This window comes from Geotalea uraniireducens (genome assembly GCF_027943965.1).
Classification (GTDB): Bacteria; Desulfobacterota; Desulfuromonadia; order Geobacterales; family Geobacteraceae; genus Geobacter; species Geobacter uraniireducens.
Genome location: NZ_AP027151.1, coordinates 3,609,543 through 3,626,687, shown reverse-complemented (window position 1 = coordinate 3,626,687; position 17,145 = coordinate 3,609,543). Strand labels below are relative to the sequence as shown.

Here is a 17,145-nt window from a genome sequence, read left to right as displayed (position 1 = left end):
ACGATGGCGGATGGCTTATATTGGAGCGGCGGCGACGAGCTGGCAAACGAGGAACTGCGGCGGCTGGTCAATGAGGCGATAGCCCTGGAGCTGAACGCCTCGCGGCTTTACGCCCTGTTCCAGGAGTTGTTTCCGGAAGATGCCCTGCTCTGGCAGACCCTCTCCATCGAAGAAGAAAACCATGCCGCGCTGCTGAAAAACGGCCGGCGCCATTTCCTCCCCCAGGGGATCTTCCCCCGGGAACTGTTGCCCGATTCGCTCGAACCGTTGGTCGAAAAAAACCGCGAACTGGAGCGCCTGCTCGTCATCTTCGAGCAGGCGCCTCCTTCCCGCCGGCAGGCGTTCCTGCTGGCGATCGAACTGGAGGAAGCGGCCGGGGAAGTCCATTTCCAGCGGGCGATGGCGAGCGTTGCCAATTCCCAGGCACTGAAGGTCTTCCAGCTCCTCAACAAGGACGACCGGGACCATGCGGCGCGCCTCTGCGCCTACATGGCCGACAACGGCATGGCCGGGGTGGCGGCGCCGACCCCGGGGAGCGCGCCTGAGCGATGAGACATACCCTCAACGACACCTATGCCGACCATCTGCTGGTCCGCCTCGACCCGCGGGTCAAACTGCTGGCGGGGCTGGCGCTGCTCCTGATGGTCGTCAGCTGCACGGGGGGTGCCTTTCCGCTGCTGGCAGCGGTCATTTCGCTCGGCGTCTGCCGCGTTCTGGGGGTCTCCTGGCGGCGGCTGGCGCTCCGTTTTGCCGAACCGGGCTTCATCGCCGCGATGGTGGTGCTGCTCAAGCTATTCTTTGCCGGCCATGAGCCGCTCTTTGCCCTCCGGCTCGGCGGACTGGAACTGATTGGCCACCGGGACGGCCTGCAGGCGGGACTGCTGATTGCCAGCCGGATTGCCGGCGCGGTGTCGGTGGTGACGGCGGTCGGTTCGGCAACCCCCTTCACCGAGCTGATGGCGGCCCTGGCCTGGCTGCGGGTGCCGCGGGGCTTCATCGATGTCGCCCTGTTCGCCTGGCGCTACCTGTTCGTGCTGTTCGACGATGCCCAGGTGGTCTATGCCGCCCAGAAGAACCGGCTCGGCTATACCGGCTTCCGGCGCGGCCTCCGCTCCTTCGGGACCCTGGCCGGCGCGCTAGTCATCAAGGCCTTCGATAACAGCCAGACTGTCACTACCGCCATGGTTCAGCGGGGCTACGACGGCACCCTGCCGCTATTGCGCCACCGGCCGTTCCGGGCCGGCGAGGTCGCGGCGGCTTCCCTGGTTGTCGCGATGTTGGGAGTTTTATGGCACACTTTGTAGGTCCATACCGGGTGCTGCCGGTGGGGGGGCGCCGATGACCGCCCGCCTCGCCGTGCAGGTCGACGCCTTCAACTATCCCGACGGTACGCCCGCCCTGGCGGAGATCCGCTTCGACGTCCGGGAAGGGGAGTTCTGCGGCATCCTCGGTGCCAACGGCTCGGGGAAGACGACCCTGCTGAAGATCGTCGACGGTCTGATCAAGGAGTATACCGGCCAGGTGCTCCTCGACGGCCAGGACGTGCGCCGGCTCCATCCCCGGGAGATATACCGCAAGGTCGGACTGGTTTTCCAGAATCCCGACGACCAGCTCTTCGCCAGCACCGTGGCCGAGGATGTCGCCTTCGGCCCGCGGAACATGGGGATGGCCGAAGACGAGGTGGCGGCCCGGGTGGCGGCGGCGCTGGCGGCGGTCGAACTGGAGTCGTTGGGGGGGAAGAACATCCACCACCTCAGCTACGGGCAGAAAAAGCGGGCCTGCATCGCCGGGCTGCTGGCGATGGGGCATGGCACCCTGCTGCTCGACGAACCGACCGCCGGTCTCGACCCGATGGGGGAATACCGGATGATGGAGCTGCTGTTGCGGCTCAATCGGGAGAACGGCGTGACCATCGTTATGGCCACCCACAGCGTCGACCTGGTGCCGCTCTTTCTCGACCGGCTCCATATTCTGAGTCGCGGTCGGGTCGTTCGGAGCGGCCCGCCGGAGGAGGTCTTCACCGCCCCGGCCGAACTGGAGAACGTCAAGCTGCGTCTCCCCCATATCGCCGAACTGATCTACCGGCTCAAGCACCAGGACCGGTTGCCGTTCCCGCGTCTGCCGCTGACCATTGGCGAGGCGCGGCGGGAGATCGTCGAACTGGTCGGGCTGGCGGGAGCCCCGCATACAAAGGAGAATACATGAAAACCGCAATACTGTTGATGGCCCACGGCAGCCGCATTGCCGCGGCGAACGACGCCGTGCGGGAGATTGCCGCCATGGTCCGGGAGATCACCGGCTACGAGATCGTCGAGGTGTCGTTCCGCGAGCAGCATCTGCCGAACATTCAGCAGGGGATCGACGCCTGTGTCGCCCAGGGGGCGGAACGGGTGCTGCTGATGCCCTATTTCCTCTTTGTCGGCGCCCACGTCCAGGAAGACCTGCCCGAGGAGATGGCCGAGGCACGGCGGCGCTATCCGCAGGTGGCGTTCGCCATGGGGGGGCATCTGGGAGTGCACCGCAAGCTGGCCGAGGTGGCGGTCGACCGGATCGCCGAGGCCTTGACGGCCACGGGGTGGCATTGATGTCGGTCCACCTGCGCCCCGAAGAGATCGAGGCCGAATCGTTCCGGCTCATCGATGCCGAGGTGGGGCCGCACCCCTGGCCGCCGGCCGAGTGGGCGGTAGTGCGCCGGGCGATCCATACCAGCGCCGATTTCGATTATGCCCGGTCGATGGTCTTCTCGGCCGGGGCGGTGGCCGGCGGGGTGGCGGCGCTGCGGGCCGGGCGGGGGATCGTCACCGATACGACGATGGCCCTGGCCGGGATCGCCAAGCCGCGGCTGGCCCAGTTCGGCATCCGGACGTCCTGCTTCGTCGCCGATCCGGCGGTGGCCCGCGCCGCCCGGGAGGCGGGGGTGACCCGCTCGATCCTGGCGATGCGCGCCGGGGCGGCGGACTCGGCCAACGGTATCTTCGTCATCGGCAACGCCCCGACTGCCCTTTTCGAACTGCTCCGGCTGATCCGCAAGGAAGGGATCCGGCCGGGGTTGATCGTCGGCCTGCCGGTCGGCTTCGTCGGCGCCGCCGAGAGCAAGGAGGCGCTCCTCACCCTGGAGCGGGAACGGCCGGAAATCCCCTTCATCACCAACCGTGGCCGCAAGGGGGGCTCCACCGTTGCCGCCGCGGTGATCAACGCGCTGCTGATCCTGGCGGCGGAAACTACAACCAACGTGAGGGACTGATCCCATGCGCAAAGCCCACAAACGGATCACCGATTTCGCCTTGATCCTCGATCTGCTCAACCGCTGCCCGGTGGGGCGGCTGGGAACGGTCGGCCGGGACGGCTGGCCGAACGTCAAACCGCTCAACTTCGTCTGGCACGAAGGGCGGATCTATTTTCACTGTGCCCTGGAGGGAGAGAAGCTCGACGACATCCGTCATGACGACCGGGCCTGCTTCGAGGTAGATCTGCCGATCGCCTACGTCAAAGGGGGACCGGACAACCCCTGCCGGGCCGAGTACCTCTACCGGAGCGTCATTCTCCGGGGGCGGGCGCAGCTGGTGGAGGCCGAGCGGGAAAAGGCCCTCGCGCTCGACTGCCTGATGCGCAAGTACCAGCCCGAAGGGGGGTACGGTAGCTATGCGCCGGAAAAGCTGGCGATCACCGGTGTCGTCCGGCTCGAGGTCGAAGAGATCGTCGGCAAGGAAGAACTCGGTAAAGGGGAACTGCGGGAGCGGGCCCTGGCCGCCCTCGCCGCCGGGACGCCGCTGCCGGTGGTGCTGGAGTAGCGCTGCCATGACCGAGCGGCCGTTACGCCACGGCTACACCACCGGCGCCTGTGCCGCCGCCGCGGCCCGGGGGGCGGCGCGGATGCTTCGGACCCAGCAGCGGCAGGAGGCGGCGGAGATCGTCCTCCCCGGCGGCGAGCGAGTGACCTTTCCCCTGGCCGGCCAGACCTTTGACGGGCTGAGCGCGTCCTGCCATGTGGTCAAGGACGCCGGCGACGATCCGGACGTTACCAACGGCGCCGAAATCCACGTTACCGTCCGGCGGGAGGCCCGGCGACCACCGGGCGGGAAGACGCTGATCTTCCTCCTCGGCGGCCGGGGGGTCGGCCGGGTGACCAAGCCGGGGCTGGCGGTGCCGGTTGGCGAGCCGGCGATCAACCCGGTGCCGCGGCGGCTGATCACCGAGGCGGTGAAGGAGGAGTTCGCGGTGGTCTGCCTGCCGGAGGTCCTCTATGTGACGGTGAGCATCCCCAACGGCGAGGAGCTGGCGCAAAAGACCCTCAACGCCCGGCTCGGGATTCTCGGCGGGCTGTCGATCCTTGGCACCACCGGCATTGTCCGGCCGATCTCCGCCCAGGCCTGGACCGACACCATCGACAGCGCCGTCGACGTCGCCCTGGCCGGCGGGACTTCGACGGTCGTGCTCTCCACCGGCCGGACCAGCGAGCTGGCGGCGCAGGCATTTTTCGAGCGGACGGCGCCGCTCCCCGAAGAGGCGTTCGTGATGATGGGGGACCATGTCGGCTACGCTCTGCGGGCCTGCCTCGGCAAGGGGGTGCCGCGGGTCGTCCTTGCCGGCCAGTTCGCCAAGCTGCTGAAGATCGCCTGCGGCCACGAGCAGACCCACGTCTCTTCCGCCGAACTCGACCTGCGCGAACTGGCCAGCTGGCTTGCCGCCACCGGCGCGGCCGCGCTGGTGGCGCTTGCCGAGCGGGCCAACACCGCCCGCCAGCTGCTCGAGGAGTCGGGCCGGGACCGGCAGCTGATCACCCTCGTCTGCGAGCGGGCACGGCGGGCGGCGGAGCGGTTGGCTCCGGGGGGCGAACTCAAGGTTTTGCTGGCGGACTACGACTCAACGATGCTATATTTCGGCTGAAATTCACCACGTCGGGCGATTGCGTCAACAGACTGCTCAAGGAGCGACCATGCCACAACAGAAAATCTACCTGGTCGGCGCCGGGATCGAAGGCTGGGAAGGGTTCGGCGCCAAGGCGCTGGAGGTGATCAACGAGGCGGAGGTGCTGATCGGCCACCAGCGCCACCTGGACATCTTCCCCGCCTTCAAGGGGGAGAAACGGGAGCTCGGCGACCTGTCGATCATGCTCGAATTCCTCAAGGGGACCGACAAGGCGACGGTGGTGCTTGGCTCCGGCGATCCCAACTTCTTCGGCGTCGCCCGCTTCCTCTTGCGTAACCTCCCCAAGGAGCGGATCGAGATCTTTCCCAACGTCACCAGCGTCCAGTACGCCTTCGCCCGGATCAAGGAGCCGTGGGACGACGCCATTTTCGTCTCGGTTCACGGTCGGGGGCTGAAGGCGGCGGTCGACCGGATCGTCGCCGCCGAGAAGGTGGCGATCCTCACCGACGCGAAAAACAGCCCGGCGGCCATCGCCCGGGAGTTGATCGAGCGGGGTGCCGAAGGGTACGAAGCCTGGCTCTGCGAGAACCTCGGCATGGCCGACGAGAAATTCACCAAGACCGACGTCAAGGGGCTGCTGGAGATCGAGGCGTCTTCCCTCAACATCCTGATCCTGATCAAGGCCTGGGAGCCGACCTTGGAACAGTACCCGGTGATCGGCATCGACGACGAGGAGTTCGCCTCGGTGAAGAAACTGATCACCAAGCAGGAGGTGCGGGCGGTCACCCTGGCCAAGCTGCAGCTCCAGGACGACCTGGTGATGTGGGATATCGGCGCCGGCAGTGGCTCGGTCTCCATCGAGGCGAGCAACCTGATGCCCAACGGCCGGATCTTCGCCCTGGAGAAGAATCCCCAGTACCTGACCTTCATCCGCGACAACCTGAAGAAGTTCGCCGCCCGCAACGTTCTGCTGGTGGAGGCTTACGCCCCCGAGGGGCTGGAGGAGCTCCCCGACCCGGACCGGGTCTTCATCGGCGGCTCCGGCGGCATGCTCGAAGAGATCATCGAGGCGGTCGATAAACGGCTCAAACCCGAAGGGGCGATCGTCCTCAATGCCGTCACCCTCGACACCCTGACCAAGGCGGTGGAGTTCCTCGAAGATCATGGCTACACCGTCGAGGTGAGCTGCATCAACGTCGCCAAGACCCGCGGGCTGACCGAGTACAAGATGTTCGAATCGCTCAACCCGGTCTACGTCATCTCGGCCCGCAAGGGCGAAGAGTAGCCGCTTCACCGGCTGTCCCCCGCCGTTGCCGAAATCACCGTCACCGTGGCGTGCCCGCCGGGCACGCCGCTTTCTCCAGGCCGTTCGCGCCTGTATTCCGGAGCTTCCGTCGTGCCGCAGCAACCGACCTCTCAACCTGCCACCATTTATGCCGTCGGCGTCGGCCCCGGCGATCCGGAGCTGTTGACCCGCAAGGCCGAACGGCTGATCCGCCGGGCACCGGTCGTCTGCGCCCCTACCGGCGCCGCCGATGCCGCCAGTTATGCCCTTTCCATCGTCGAGGAACTGCTCGACCGTTCCCGCCAGGAAGTCCTCGTCCAGGTCTTCCCGATGATGAAGGGGCGGGCGGCCCTGGAGGCGTACTGGGAAGAGGCCGCCGCCCAGGTGCTGGCGCGGATCGATGCCGGCCGCGACGTGGTCTTCATCACCATCGGCGACCCGTGCCTCTACTCCACCTTTCTCTACCTGTACCGGATCATCCGTGCGCGACGGCCGGAGATTCCGATCGAGATCGTTCCCGGCATCTCCAGCATCAATGCCGCCGCGGCCGCGGCCGGGCTGCCGCTCGGTATCGCCGGCGAGCGAATCGCCATCCTGCCCGCCACCTACGAGGACGACGAACTGCGCCGGACCTTCGCCGCCTTCGATACCGTGGTGCTGATGAAGGTCAGCCGGGTGTTCGACCGGCTCTACGCCCTGCTGGTCGAACTGGGGCTGGAAAAGCGGGCCGCCTTCGTCCGCCGGGTCGGCTCGGCGCAGGAAGAGGTGGTCTTTGACCTCGCCTCGCTGGTCGGGCGGGAACTCGACTACCTGTCGATGCTGATCGTCCGGCAGGGTGAGGGGACAGGGGCCTGACTTCACTGGCGGTGTTGCCGGCCTGCCGTGGTGGCGGGCTGCAGGAAGCGAGGTAACGTATGTCTATCGTTCATTTCATCGGCGCCGGCCCCGGCGATGCCGAACTGATCACCGTCAAGGGGGCGCGGCTGCTCGCCGCGGCCGAGGTGGTGGTCTTCGCCGGCAGCCTGGTGGATCGGGAACTGGTGCGGACCTACGCGCCGGCGGCCGAGGTCTACGATTCGGCCGGGATGACCCTGGAAGAGACTACGGCGGTGCTGGCCCAGGCGGTGGCCGACGGCCGGTCGGTGGTGCGCCTCCATACCGGCGATCCGGCGATCTACGGTGCCATCCAGGAGCAGATGGCCGAGCTGGACCGGCTCGGCATCGGTTACCGGGTGGTCCCGGGGGTGACCAGCGCCTTCGCCGCGGCGGCGGCCCTGAAGCAGGAGCTGACCCTGCCGGAGGTCTCCCAGACGGTGATCATCACCCGGCTGGCGGGGAAGACCCCGGTGCCGGAGCGGGAACAGCTGGCCGCCATCGCCGGCATCGGCGCTACCCTGGTCATCTACCTGTCGGTGGCGATGATCGAGGCGGTGGTGGCGGAACTCCTCCGCGGCGCCTATGCGCCGGATACCCCGGTGGCGGTGGTGGCCCGGGCGTCCTGGCCTGACGAACAGCTGGTGGAGGGAACCCTGGCCGACATCGCCGCGGCGGTCCGGGCGGCGGCGATCGACAAACAGGCGGTGATCCTGGTCGGTGACGTGCTCCGCGCCCGCCGCGAGGGGCTGAAGGCGAAGTCGCTCCTCTACGACAAGGAGTTCAGTCACGGCTGTCGGCGGGGGATCGTTACCTGACCGCGGCGAAATTGGCCGGGGCGGAGGTTCGAGCATGCGCATCGCCATCATTGCCATAACCCGTAACGGCGCCCGGCTCGGGACGCGGCTTCGCGACGGGCTGCCCGAGGCCCGGCTGTTCGTCCTGCAGAAATACGCCGGCCAGGCGGGGCAGGATGCGGAGCTGTTCAGCGGCGAGCTGGCCGGGCTGGTGACCCGGCTCTGGCCGGAGTATGCCGGCTTCGTCTTCATCATGGCCACCGGGATCGTCGTCCGCATGGTGGCGCCGCACCTGGCGGCAAAGGACCGGGACCCGGCGGTGGTGGTGATGGACGACGCCGGCCGGTTCGCCATTTCGCTCTTGGCAGGGCACCTGGGAGGGGCCAACGAGCTTGCCTGCCGCTGCGCTTTCCTTACTGGCGCCCGGGAGGTGATCACCACCGCCACCGACGCCAACGATCTCCCGGCCTTCGACCTGCTGGCCAAGGGTGAGGGGTGGGCGATCGACGACCTGAGCAAGGTGAAGGTTCTCAATGCCCTCCTCCTGGACGACCAGCCGATCGCCGTGGTCGACCCGACCGACCGGCTCCGCTCCTATTGCCACGGCCGGGGGCGGCTCTCATTCCACGATACCTTTGTCGAGGCGCTGCAGAGCGGCGCCGCCGGCTTCGTCTTCGTCACCAACCGGCATTTGCCGCCCCAGTCCCGCGCCGACAACCTGCTGGTGCTGCGGCCCCGCAACCTGGCGCTCGGCATCGGCTGCAACAGCGGCACCACCCCGGAGGAGCTGGAAGAGGTGGTCACCATGCAACTCAAGCGGCTGTTCCTCTCGCTGAAAAGCGTCGGCTGTATCGGCTCGGCCACCGCCAAGCAGGAGGAGGAGGGGCTCCTGGCCTTTGCCGCCCGCCACGGTATTCCGCTCCGTTTTTTTGCCAGCGACGAACTGAATGGGGTGGCGGTGCCGTCGCCGCCGTCCCGGCATGCCCTCGAAGCGATTGGCGCCGCCGGCGTTGCCGAACCGGCGGCGGTGCTGGCGGCCGACGGCGGCCGGCTGCTTTTGAAAAAGATCAAGAGCGGCAACGTCACCCTGGCGATCGCCGAATTGGGCGCCGGCCCGTGAATTTGGTTGCGGCCGGGTGCGTCAAGATTTATGATCTCTCATTATGGCCGCCGGCGGCGGCTGTTTCCCCTGACTCTGCCACGCTGAAAAGAGGGTGAACATGGCAAAACTGTATGTCGTCGGCATCGGTCCCGGCGACCTCGACCATATGACATTCGAGGCGAGCGAGGCCATCGAATATGCCGAAACGGTGGTCGGCTACAAGACCTACTTGGAGTTGATCGAACCGCTTTTGCTCGGCAAAGAGGTGGTCTCCTCCGGGATGATGAAAGAGGTTGAGCGTTGCCGGCAGGCCCTCGAGCTGGCCGCCGCGGGAAAGACGGTGGCGCTCGTCTCCGGCGGCGATGCCGGCGTCTACGGGATGGCCGGGCTGGTGCTGGAACTGGCCAATGAAATGGCCGAGCCGCCGGAGATCGTCATTGTCCCGGGCGTGTCGGCGGTCCAGGCGGCGGCGGCGGTCCTTGGCGCGCCGCTGATGCACGACTTCGCGGTAATTTCCCTCTCCGATCTCCTCACTCCCTGGGACCAGATCGAGCGCCGGCTGGTGGCGGCGGCCGCTGCCGATTTTGTCGTCGCGCTCTACAACCCGCGCAGCAAGGGGCGGGTGACCCAGCTCGAAGAAGCGCGCGCCATCCTGCTGGCGGTCCGGCCGTCCACCACCCCGGTGGGGATCGTCCGCAACGCCTGCCGGGCCGGGGAAGAGCGGATCGTCACCACCCTGGCGGGACTGCTCGACCACCCCGTTGACATGTTTTCGCTGGTGATCGTCGGTAATTCCGCGACCTTCGTCGACGATGCGGGGCGGATGGTGACGCCGCGCGGCTACGCTACGCGGGGTGAGGAGAAAGAACACCGTCCTCTCACCGCTCACGCCTTACCCCTCACTTGCGGGGGCAACGCCCTGATGGTCGTCGGTACCGCCTCGGACGTCGGCAAGTCGGTGATCACGGCCGGTCTCTGCCGGATTCTCAAACAGCGCGGGCTGACGGTGGCGCCGTTCAAATCCCAGAACATGGCGCTCAACTCGGCGGTCACCCCCGAAGGGGGGGAGATCGGTCGCGCCCAGGCGACCCAGGCGGCGGCCTGTGGCATCCCGCCCCACGTCGACATGAATCCGATCCTCCTCAAACCGTCGTCGGACACCGGCAGCCAGGTGATCGTCCAGGGGACGGCGGTCGGGACGATGTCGGTCCGGGAGTACAACGCTTACAAGCCGCGGGCCTTCGCCAAGGTTCGGGAGAGCTACGAGCGGCTGGCGGCGGCCCACGAGTTCGTGGTGATCGAGGGGGCGGGGAGCATTGCCGAGATCAACCTGAAAGCCCATGACATCGCCAACCTGCGGGTGGCGGAAATGGTCGGCTGCCCGGCGATCCTGGTGGCGGACATCGACCGGGGCGGGGTCTTCGCCCAGATCGTCGGCACATTGGCACTGCTCGAACCGGCGGAACGGGAACGGATCAAGGGGATCGTCATCAACAAGTTCCGCGGTGACCCTTCGCTGCTCAAGCCGGGAATCGACTTCGTCGAACAGCGGACCGGGGTGCCGGTGCTCGGCGTCGTGCCGATGTTCGGCGGCTTCCGGCTCCCGGAGGAGGATAGCGTGGCGCTGTCCCGCAAGAATACCGGCCTGAGCCTCCGGCCGCAGGACGAAACGCTGACCATCGGGGTGGTGAAACTGTCGCGGATTTCCAATTACACCGATTTCGACCCGCTGGAGAACGAGGCCGACGTCCAGCTTGTCTATGTCGATGGGGAAGAGCAGCTGCGCAATCTCGACCTGCTGATCCTCCCCGGCAGCAAGGCGACCACCACCGACCTTTTCTTTCTCATGGAGCGGGGGCTGTTCGAAGCGATCCGCGCTTTCCGCGGCCCGATTGTCGGCATTTGCGGCGGCTACCAGATGCTCGGCAAGCGGGTTGCCGATCCGCATACCGTCGAATCGGGGATTCGGGAGGCGGAGGGGCTCGGGCTCCTCGACGTGGTGACGGTGATGCTGGAACGGAAAACGACCCACCAGGCGACGGCGGAGCTGTTCCCCGCCGGTTTCCAGGTGGCGCCCCGCTGCCGGGGGGTGGTGAATGGCTACGAAATCCACATGGGGGAAACGATCCTCGGTCCCGGCGCCCGACCCTTTGCCCGGATCGTCAGCCGTTCCGGCCAGCCGGTGGAGGTGCTGGACGGCGCGGTAAGCTGCGACGGCCGGATCTTCGGCACCTACCTGCACGGCATCTTCGATAACCACTGTTTCCGGACCGCCTTCCTCAACCGGCTCCGCCGCAGCAAGGGGCTGGCCGAGCGGACCATCGACGAGTGCCCGCAGGATCCGTTCGAACTCCTGGCGGCGCATCTGGAAGAGCATCTCGACATTGCCCGGTTGTTGGCGATCTGCGGCCTTACCGCCGCACCGGCGCCGGGAGCCGGTTAGGATGATGGCAGGCCGCTTCAAGCGGGAGCTGACGATCCTACTGGTTGCCGTCCTCGGCCTGGTCTGGAGCGTGGCGCTCTACCTGGTGAGCTGTTCGGTAACGATCAAGGAGCGCTGCGGCCAGTTCGTCGCAGCCGTCGATTACCTGCAGGGGATTGTCGTCACCCGGGCCTGCCTGCACCGGCAGCTGAAGGAGATCGGCGACAGCCTGACCGTCGACGATCCCGAAGGGCGCAACGAATACCTCCGCTTCGGGATGATGGCCGAGGGGGCGATGGCCACCTGGAAAGGGGCGATCACTCGGCAGGACGAGAACGGCGTGCCGGGTGAGGAGGAGGACCTGGCGCGGTACGAGGCTTTTGCCAGCGATTACCGGCGCTGGAAAGTCGCCACCGATCATCTGTTCACCCTCAAGGCGACCGGGCGGGCAGCGGCGGCGCGGCGACTCTTTCTGGCGGACGGTAACCGGCTGTTCGAGGAGCGCTTGACGCCGCTTCTCGAGGAGTCCCGCTCAGACGGCATCGATGAGGTAAACAGCGCCTTCCATGCGTTGATCATGACCACCGGCCGGCTGCCGCTCTTTGCCGAAGAGGGGGGACGGCGGGTCCAGGCGATGCAGGCGATCGTCGATCACTTCCTGGCGATGAACCAGCTGAATGCGGCGGTCGACCGGCAGATCGAAGTCCTGTGTGAGGCGCTGCTCAACCGCCAGGGGTACGACGAGCGGCTGCTCGACCGGTATATCGATGACGGGGAGCAGGCGCTGGTGTTGCTCCGGACGGCGGAGCAGCGGCGGGCGACCCTCGACCGGCGGACGGCCGACGAGGCCGGCATGGCGGCGTTGCAACGCAAATACCGCCAGTTCACCGCCTCGGCCCACTGGATCGTCGCCCACCGGCGGAGCGCCGACCGGCAAACGCTCTACCGCATTACCGAGGAGGTGGTCGAGCCGCTCTTCGACGACACCTTCATCCCCGGAATCACCAAAGGGCTGGACGACGGCAGTCGCGACGTGCTGGCCATCGCCACCAACCTGCGCTGGGGGGCGGTGACCGGCGCGTTGCTCGTGAGCATCCTCTTCACTGCGGCGCTCGGCCGCTTCCACCGGCGGGTCTGCCGCGCCCTCGACCGCCTGCATGCCGGGACCGAGGCGCTGTCGGCCGGCGATCTCTCCTATCGGATCGAGCTGCTGTCGGCGGATGAGTTCGGCCGCCTCGCCCGGTCGTTCAACGGCATGGCCGAACGGCTGGCCGCCTCCCGGGCGGCGCTGGCCACGCTCAACCGCGATCTGGAGCGCCGGGTGAACGAACGGACCCGGTTGCTGGAGGCGGCCAACAGCGACCTTCGCCAGTTCTGTTCGATCCTCAGCCACGACCTGCGCAGCCCGGTCACCGAAATCAACGGCTATCTCCAGCTGATCCTCGACGACGGCTACGAGGCGCTCGACGAAAACAGTCGGGAGATGTTCTGGAAATGCCTCCACGCCTCGCACCGGATGGACGCGCTGATCGAGGCCCAGTTAGCCCTGGCCTGCATCAGCGCCAGCGAGCTGGTCGAGACGGAAGTCGACCTGACGGCCCTGGCGGCAAAGGTGATCGACGAATTACGGCGGCAGGATCCCGACCGGACGGTCGCCTGGGACGTCATGCCGGGGCTGGCGGTCCGCGGCGATGCCCGGCTGCTCGAATCGGTGCTGGAGAACCTGCTCGGCAATGCCTGGAAATATACCGCCCGGCAGCCGGCGCCGGCCATAGTGGTCGGGGCGACCGGCAGCGGTGACCGGCGGGTCTTCTTTGTCCGGGACAACGGTATCGGCTTTGCCCCGGAAGAAGCCGACAAGCTGTTCAAGCCGTTCAGCCGGCTGCACGAGCGGGCGGGGTTCAGCGGCACCGGCATCGGGCTGGCGAGCGTTGCCCGGATCATCGCCCGCCACGGCGGCGCCATCTGGGCGGAGGGGTCCCCAGGGGCGGGGGCAACCTTCAGCTTCACCATCGGCGCGCCCCGACCGGCGGCGGAGGAATGATGACGGCGGATCAGGCGCTGGTTATTGTGCCGGCGGCGCTCGTCCTCGACTGGCTGTTCGGCGATCCCCGCTGGCTCCCTCATCCGGTGGTCGGCATCGGCCGGCTGATCGCCGCCCTGGAGAAACTTCTCCGGCGGCTGCCGCTCCCCGAGCGGGGGAGTGGGGTCCTGCTGCTGGTGCTGACGGTCGGCGTCGCCTATGGGGCGGCCCGGCTGCTTTTGGCCGGGGCGTTTCTCCTCCATCCGGCGGTCGGCCTCTTCGTCTCCTCCCTGCTCGGCTGGAGTTGCCTGGCGGCCCGTTCGCTCCACGGCGAGTCGCAACGGGTGGCCGAGGCGCTCGCTCGGGGCGATCTGCCGGCAGCCCGGCAGTTCCTGTCGTATATCGTCGGCCGGGATACGGCGGAGTTGGCCGAGCCGGAGATCTGGCGCGGCACAGTGGAGACGGTGGCGGAGAATACCTCGGACGGGGTGATCGCCCCGCTCTTGTTTCTGATGCTCGGCGGCCCGGCGCTGGCCCTCGCCTACAAGGCGGTCAACACCCTCGATTCGATGGTCGGCTACAAAAACGATCGCTACCGGCAGTTCGGCTGGGCCTCCGCCCGTTGCGACGATCTGGCCAACTGGCTGCCGGCCCGGCTGAGCGGTGGGCTGATCTGTCTCGCCGCGCCGCTGGTCGGGCTGTCGGGGGCGCGTGCCTGGCGGATTCTTCGTCGCGACGGGCGCAATCACGCCTCACCCAACGCCGGGCTTCCCGAGGCGGCTGCCGCCGGGGCGCTCGGCGTCCGGCTCGGCGGCACTAACAGCTATTTTGGCCGGCCGGTCGCCAAGCCGGCCATCGGCGAGCCGGACCGGCCGCTCGACGGCGTGGCCTGGCGCGGGGCGGTCCGGCTGATGTACGGGGCGGAACTGCTGCTGGTCGCCGGCTGGCTGGCGGTCTGCCTGGCACTTCTGGCCGCCGGGGGCGGAGGGACCTGATGGCCAGCTCCTCTATGGAAAGGGTACTGTGTCGATGACCATATTCGATCACGGCGGGACCGTCTTTGCCGTTGCCCGGCAGCTCGGCGTGCCGCCGGAAGAGCTGCTCGACTTTTCCGCCAGCATCAACCCGCTCGGGCCGGTGCCGGGGGTGCGGGAGGCGGTGGCTGGCGCCTTCGATCGGGCAGTTCATTATCCGGACAGCGCGGCGACCGCGCTGGCGGCGGCGCTGGCCGACTATCACGGCCTGGAGCCGGCCACGGTCTGCGTCGCTAACGGTTCCACCGAACTGATCTATCTCTTGCCGCTCCTGGTCAGTGGCCGGCGGGGGCTGGTGGTGGCGCCGCCGTTCTCCGAGTACGGCAAGAGCCTGCAGCGGGCCGGCTGGACGGTCGACTATCTCGATCTGCCGGCCGCCGACGGGTTCCGGTTGACGGCGGCGCAGCTGGACGAGCGGCTGCCGGCGGGGTACGACCTGCTGTTCGTCGGCAATCCGGGGAACCCGACCGGGACCCTTCTCTCCCGGGCAGAAATGGCCGCCATCGCCGAATGCTGCCGGCGGCACGGGACCTTTCTGGTAATCGACGAAGCCTTCATGGATTTCTGCGAGGAGGAATCGGTCAAAGGCCTGCTGGTAGAGCGGGGCGGGGGAGTGGTGCTCCGTTCGCTGACGAAGTTCTTCGCCATCCCCGGCCTGCGGCTCGGCTACGCCCTCGGCGCGCCGGCGCTGATCGCCCGACTGGCAGCGCTCCGCGAACCATGGTCGGTCAATACCCTTGCCCAGGTGGCCGGGCTGGCTTCTCTGGGCGATGCCGACTATCGCCGGCGGAGCCGGGCGCTGATCGCCGGCGAACGGCACTGGCTGGCGGCGGCGCTGGCGGCGTTGCCGGGGCTGCGCCCCTATCCGGCGGCGGCCAACTATCTGCTGGTGGAGATCGTTGCCGGTCCGCCGGCAAGGGAGGTGGCGCGGCGACTGCTCGGGGAGCGGATGCTGATCCGCGACTGCGCGTCGTTCCGGGGGCTTGACGACCGCTTTTTCCGGGTGGCGGTCCGCAATCGGGAGGAGAACGAACGGCTGGTGGCAGCCCTGGGCGGGCTCTTTATCGGTGGTGGCGAGCGCTAGCGGCCGCTCCGCAGCCGGACCACCCGGCAGGCGGGGGCGGCCAGCTTGAGCCGGTCCAGGCCCGCTTCGCTGACCGGGGTGTTGCAGAGGGTGAGCGAGCGGAGACGGGGGAGTTGACGGAGGGAAACGATGCCGGCGTCGCCCACTGCCGTATCGTAGAGGTAGAGCCGTTCCAGGCTCCGCAGTTCCTGGAGGCGGGTGATACCGTCGCTGGTGATGCCGTCGCCCGAGAGGTACAGCTCTTCGATCCCCTTGAAGCGGAGCAGCGGGGCGAGGTCGGCATCGCGACCGCCATAGATGAAGCAGGCCTGCAGGTCGTAAGGACCGAGTGAGTCGAGGCGGGCCAGGTCGGCCGTTGCCTCGTCCTGGACATCGAGCCGGAGGGCCTTGCCGGCCGGCACCGCCACGTTGCCGAGCGCCTCGCCGAGCCGTTTCCAGTCGAGGAAGCTGCCCGAGTTCCGTTCGCGGACGAACAGCGTGCCGAGTGGTCGGTCGCCGGGGAAATGGACGACCCGGAAGGTGGCGCGGGACTCCTCCGCCTGTTCACGGGCCGCGCGCCCCCGCTCGTTGAGGATGCGGCAGGCGGCAAGGATTTCCGCATCGAGCCGCGCCCCCATCTCGGCAATCATATCCCGCCCTCGCCACCGCGCCTCTTCGACCCGCTGGATCAGCCGATAGAGTTCCGAATTCCGCAGACGGGCGATTTCCAGTTCCACCGCCCGAATCCGTTCCCCGAGCCGGTTGATCCGGCGGATGACCAGCGCCAGCTCGCCGGCGGTGCCGATTGCCACGGCCGTTTCGGGGTCGGTCTCCCACTCTTCCATGATTGCCCGGAGCGTTACCCGGTCTTCTTCGGCGTAAGCGCGGTTGGCCTCGGCCATCAGCTTCTGCCGGCGTTTGCGCTCGTCTTCGTTCGCCGCCAGATCCGGGTGGATTGCCTTGGCCACTCGGCGATAGATTTCCTTGATCCCTTCGCCGTCGCCGCTGCCGACCGTCGGCCTGATCCGGGGGATCTCTTCCTGCTCCGGCGGTTCCTCGCGGAAACCGTACCGTTGCCGGCCCCCTTCCGCCGCTTCCTCTGGTTCGGTCCCTTCGCCGGCCGGCGCCGTTTCGGCCAGCTCCCGTTTCAGCTGGTCCAGCTCGGCGATCCGCTCGGCCATTTTCTCTGCGTAGAGCTTCTCGAACTCCCGGACCTCTTCGCGCAGGTCCTCCAGGTCGTGCTCGAGCCGGACGAGGCGATGCTCGAGGGTATGGAACTCGCGGCGTTTCCGTTCGAGTTCGAGTTCATCCTGGCTGGGGGATCGCTTGGCGCCTGCTTTCATGGAAACCTGAACCGTCTGTCGGTAAGAAGTCTGGCTGGTGCGGTCTGGGTGACGGCGGCCGGCGGTGGGTGCGTGCTGGATTGCTGCCGGGTTTCAACCGTCAGGACAAACGCTCGTGCGGCAAATGGCCGAGCCCGTCCACTGTAGCCTATCTCCCGGTACGAGTCAACGAAGGGATTTGTCCGCCGCTGCCGGCGCCTTGCCGCGGCTCTCCTCCCGGCGAGGCGGTGGGCGGCCGACTGCCGGTGCCGGTTCGGGTGAATGCCGCTAAATGGCTGGACCGGCGCGCTGGCCTCTTGTCGCTTGACTTCCCGGCCAATCGGGGTATTTTAAA

16 protein-coding genes are annotated in these 17,145 nt (G+C 67.6%); 15 read left to right on the top strand and 1 reads right to left on the bottom strand.

The features are described from left to right. The first annotated feature begins 3 nt into the window (after positions 1-3). From QMN23_RS16935 to cobD, 15 genes are all read left to right on the top strand, one after another. On the top strand, positions 4-552 hold the full coding sequence (locus tag QMN23_RS16935) for a hypothetical protein (protein ID WP_282000508.1): 549 nt from the start codon (positions 4-6) through the stop codon (positions 550-552). Beyond that, complete coding sequence (cbiQ, locus tag QMN23_RS16930; protein ID WP_282000507.1) at positions 549-1,304, top strand: cobalt ECF transporter T component CbiQ; 756 nt, start codon at positions 549-551, stop codon at positions 1,302-1,304. Before QMN23_RS16935 ends, cbiQ begins: the two co-directional genes overlap by 4 nt. 34 nt (positions 1,305-1,338) lie before the next feature. After that, positions 1,339-2,205 (top strand): energy-coupling factor ABC transporter ATP-binding protein, encoded by an 867-nt coding sequence (locus QMN23_RS16925; RefSeq protein WP_282000506.1) that lies wholly within the window; start codon positions 1,339-1,341, stop codon positions 2,203-2,205. After that, positions 2,202-2,585, top strand: a complete 384-nt coding sequence (locus QMN23_RS16920; protein ID WP_282000505.1) for a sirohydrochlorin chelatase — start codon at positions 2,202-2,204, stop codon at positions 2,583-2,585. Before QMN23_RS16925 ends, QMN23_RS16920 begins: the two co-directional genes overlap by 4 nt. Continuing rightward, positions 2,585-3,244: a precorrin-8X methylmutase gene (locus QMN23_RS16915; protein ID WP_282000504.1), complete on the top strand. Its 660-nt coding sequence runs from the start codon at positions 2,585-2,587 to the stop codon at positions 3,242-3,244. Before QMN23_RS16920 ends, QMN23_RS16915 begins: the two co-directional genes overlap by 1 nt. 4 nt (positions 3,245-3,248) lie before the next feature. Further along, entirely contained in the window at positions 3,249-3,791 is a 543-nt protein-coding gene (locus QMN23_RS16910; protein WP_282000503.1) for a pyridoxamine 5'-phosphate oxidase family protein, read from the top strand. A 7-nt stretch (positions 3,792-3,798) separates the two neighbouring features. Then, on the top strand, positions 3,799-4,887 hold the full coding sequence (locus QMN23_RS16905; RefSeq protein WP_282000502.1) for a cobalt-precorrin-5B (C(1))-methyltransferase: 1,089 nt from the start codon (positions 3,799-3,801) through the stop codon (positions 4,885-4,887). A gap of 49 nt (positions 4,888-4,936) precedes the next feature. Then, positions 4,937-6,154 carry a precorrin-6y C5,15-methyltransferase (decarboxylating) subunit CbiE gene (gene cbiE / locus QMN23_RS16900; RefSeq protein ID WP_282000501.1) on the top strand — a complete coding sequence of 406 codons (1,218 nt, stop codon included), beginning with the start codon at positions 4,937-4,939 and terminating at the stop codon, positions 6,152-6,154. 111 nt (positions 6,155-6,265) lie between these two features. Beyond that, positions 6,266-7,009 carry a precorrin-2 C(20)-methyltransferase gene (gene cobI, locus QMN23_RS16895; RefSeq protein WP_282000500.1) on the top strand — a complete coding sequence of 248 codons (744 nt, stop codon included), beginning with the start codon at positions 6,266-6,268 and terminating at the stop codon, positions 7,007-7,009. A 59-nt stretch (positions 7,010-7,068) separates the two neighbouring features. Then, on the top strand, positions 7,069-7,845 hold the full coding sequence (gene cobM, locus QMN23_RS16890) for a precorrin-4 C(11)-methyltransferase (protein ID WP_282000499.1): 777 nt from the start codon (positions 7,069-7,071) through the stop codon (positions 7,843-7,845). Positions 7,846-7,879: 34 nt separating this feature from the next. Further along, on the top strand, positions 7,880-8,944 hold the full coding sequence (locus tag QMN23_RS16885; protein ID WP_282000498.1) for a cobalt-precorrin 5A hydrolase: 1,065 nt from the start codon (positions 7,880-7,882) through the stop codon (positions 8,942-8,944). A gap of 100 nt (positions 8,945-9,044) precedes the next feature. Next, the gene (locus QMN23_RS16880) at positions 9,045-11,369 is read left to right on the top strand and encodes a cobyric acid synthase (RefSeq protein WP_282000497.1); all 2,325 of its coding nucleotides are present in this window, start codon (positions 9,045-9,047) and stop codon (positions 11,367-11,369) included. Between the two features lies 1 nt (position 11,370). Beyond that, positions 11,371-13,392, top strand: a complete 2,022-nt coding sequence (locus QMN23_RS16875) for a sensor histidine kinase (protein WP_282000496.1) — start codon at positions 11,371-11,373, stop codon at positions 13,390-13,392. Then, entirely contained in the window at positions 13,389-14,366 is a 978-nt protein-coding gene (cbiB, locus tag QMN23_RS16870; protein ID WP_282000495.1) for an adenosylcobinamide-phosphate synthase CbiB, read from the top strand. The genes QMN23_RS16875 and cbiB overlap by 4 nt, the downstream gene beginning before the upstream one ends. Before the next feature lie 34 nt (positions 14,367-14,400). Next, positions 14,401-15,489, top strand: coding sequence for a threonine-phosphate decarboxylase CobD (gene cobD / locus QMN23_RS16865; RefSeq protein ID WP_282000494.1), 1,089 nt, complete (start codon positions 14,401-14,403; stop codon positions 15,487-15,489). Here the strand turns inward: cobD and QMN23_RS16860 are convergent. Next, on the bottom strand, positions 15,486-16,811 hold the full coding sequence (locus tag QMN23_RS16860; protein WP_282000493.1) for a hypothetical protein: 1,326 nt from the start codon (positions 16,809-16,811) through the stop codon (positions 15,486-15,488). The genes cobD and QMN23_RS16860 overlap by 4 nt on opposite strands. Positions 16,812-17,145: the final 334 nt, after the last annotated feature.

Excerpts from the sequence above, each read along its gene's own strand:
- QMN23_RS16935 (WP_282000508.1), top strand. The coding sequence starts at position 4 with ATGGCGGATGGCTTATATTGGAGCGGCGGCGACGAGCTGGCAAACGAG.
- cbiQ (WP_282000507.1), top strand. The coding sequence starts at position 549 with ATGAGACATACCCTCAACGACACCTATGCCGACCATCTGCTGGTCCGC.
- QMN23_RS16925 (WP_282000506.1), top strand. The coding sequence starts at position 1,339 with ATGACCGCCCGCCTCGCCGTGCAGGTCGACGCCTTCAACTATCCCGAC.
- QMN23_RS16920 (WP_282000505.1), top strand. The coding sequence starts at position 2,202 with ATGAAAACCGCAATACTGTTGATGGCCCACGGCAGCCGCATTGCCGCG.
- QMN23_RS16915 (WP_282000504.1), top strand. The coding sequence starts at position 2,585 with ATGTCGGTCCACCTGCGCCCCGAAGAGATCGAGGCCGAATCGTTCCGG.
- QMN23_RS16910 (WP_282000503.1), top strand. The coding sequence starts at position 3,249 with ATGCGCAAAGCCCACAAACGGATCACCGATTTCGCCTTGATCCTCGAT.
- QMN23_RS16905 (WP_282000502.1), top strand. The coding sequence starts at position 3,799 with ATGACCGAGCGGCCGTTACGCCACGGCTACACCACCGGCGCCTGTGCC.
- cbiE (WP_282000501.1), top strand. The coding sequence starts at position 4,937 with ATGCCACAACAGAAAATCTACCTGGTCGGCGCCGGGATCGAAGGCTGG.
- cobM (WP_282000499.1), top strand. The coding sequence starts at position 7,069 with ATGTCTATCGTTCATTTCATCGGCGCCGGCCCCGGCGATGCCGAACTG.
- QMN23_RS16885 (WP_282000498.1), top strand. The coding sequence starts at position 7,880 with ATGCGCATCGCCATCATTGCCATAACCCGTAACGGCGCCCGGCTCGGG.
- QMN23_RS16880 (WP_282000497.1), top strand. The coding sequence starts at position 9,045 with ATGGCAAAACTGTATGTCGTCGGCATCGGTCCCGGCGACCTCGACCAT.
- QMN23_RS16875 (WP_282000496.1), top strand. The coding sequence starts at position 11,371 with ATGATGGCAGGCCGCTTCAAGCGGGAGCTGACGATCCTACTGGTTGCC.
- cbiB (WP_282000495.1), top strand. The coding sequence starts at position 13,389 with ATGATGACGGCGGATCAGGCGCTGGTTATTGTGCCGGCGGCGCTCGTC.
- cobD (WP_282000494.1), top strand. The coding sequence starts at position 14,401 with ATGACCATATTCGATCACGGCGGGACCGTCTTTGCCGTTGCCCGGCAG.
- QMN23_RS16860 (WP_282000493.1), bottom strand. The coding sequence starts at position 16,811 with ATGAAAGCAGGCGCCAAGCGATCCCCCAGCCAGGATGAACTCGAACTC.